The sequence below is a fragment of the Mycolicibacter acidiphilus genome (genome assembly GCF_018455725.1).
Taxonomy (GTDB): Bacteria; Actinomycetota; Actinomycetes; order Mycobacteriales; family Mycobacteriaceae; genus Mycobacterium; species Mycobacterium acidiphilum.
The window spans coordinates 1-1553 of sequence record NZ_JAHCLR010000116.1; the positions used below are offsets into that span (position 1 = coordinate 1).

Consider the following 1553-nt stretch of genomic DNA (forward strand, 5'->3'; position numbering starts at 1 on the left):
CCCTGCGTGTCAGGGTGAGTTGAGTCCAACGGTTCATAGCAATCCGCTTGCAGGGCGAGATACGGATCAACTCGAAGATGACGATTTCCAGCCTGGCGACCGCCGGGGAGAATGCGGCCATGGAATCCAGTGGCCCTCGTGCCGACGGCCCGCAACGGCGGCGCTCGTTTAGTCCCGCCGACAAGCTCGCGCACCTGGCCGCCTACGAGCAGGCCTGCACCACCAACGATGGCGGTGCTTACCTGCGTCGTGAGGGCCTGTACTCGTCACTGATCAGCGAGTGGCGCAAGCAGCGCGATGCCAGCGTTCTGGAAGACAAGCCGGCCACGGCGAAGGTCGGCAAACTGACGGCTGAGCAGGCCGAGATCGCCCGGCTCAAGCGGGAACTCGCTCAAACCAGCAAACGGTTGGCCACCACAGAGGTCGCCTTGGAGATCATGGGAAAAGCACACGCGCTCTTGGAGAGCATCTCCGAGAGCGCGGAGCAGTCCGACAAGCCGACGAAGCGTTGATGGACGCCTGGACCGACCTGCGCTGCCATGGGATCACCACCCGCAAGGCGGCGGCGTTGACCGGTATACACCGCTCGACCGCGATCCGCCGCGCCAAACCCGTGCCGCCGCGTGATCCGGTAGTGCGGGTGCCGGTCAACAAGCTCACGCCGGCTGAATGCGCACGAGTACTCGAGGAGCTCAACAGTGCCCGGTTCGTTGATGCCGCCCCGATGCAGGTGTGGGCAACCCTGCTCGACGAGGGCACCTACCTGTGTTCAATGTCGACCATGTACCGACTGTTGGACGCCAATAACCAGATCAAGGAACGGCGCCGGCTGGCCCGCCACCACAAGGCGGTCTGCCCGGAACTGGTGGCCACCGCACCGCGGCAGGTCTACTCGTGGGACATCACCAAACTGCGCGGCCCGGTCAAAGGGGTCTACTACGACGCCTACGTGATGATCGACATCTACTCGCGCTACATCGTCGGGGTACACGTGCACGCCCGCGAATGCGGGGTGCTGGCCAAAGAGATGATGGAGCAGATCTTCGGCACCTACGGCATCCCGCACGTCGTGCACGCTGATCGGGGCACCTCGATGACCAGCAAATCCGTGACGAGCCTGCTCGATGATCTGGGGGTGACCCGGTCGCATTCACGGCCGAAGGTCTCCAACGACAACCCCTACAGCGAATCCTGGTTCAAGACACTGAAATACGCGCCGACGTTCCCGGACCGCTTCGAATCCATCCACCACGCAAGGGATTTCATGGACGCCTTCGTGGGCTGGTACAACCACGAACACCACCACACTGGCATCGGCCTGCACACCCCCGCTGACGTGTTCTACGGCCTGGCGGCCGCCAAGGACACCCAGCGCCGGGTCGTGCTCGCCGACGCCCGAGCACGCCACCCGCACCGGTTCGGCCGCGACACCGCACCCAAGATCATCGACCTCCCCCAGGCCGCCGCGATCAACCCACCAAAACCTGCCGAACAGGAGGACCAGACGGCAGCCGCTTAACACCCACTGGACTCAAACACCTTGACAAATTCCG

General features: G+C 63.8%; 1 protein-coding gene. It reads left to right on the forward strand.

Annotation, left to right across the window (positions count from 1 at the left end; genetic code table 11):
- Positions 1 to 119: 119 nt before the first annotated feature.
- A protein-coding gene (locus KIH27_RS22070; protein WP_372451453.1) for an IS3 family transposase occupies positions 120 to 1519 on the forward strand; the annotation gives its coding sequence in 2 pieces (ribosomal slippage) (positions 120 to 461 and positions 464 to 1519; 1398 coding nt in all).
- Positions 1520 to 1553: the final 34 nt, after the last annotated feature.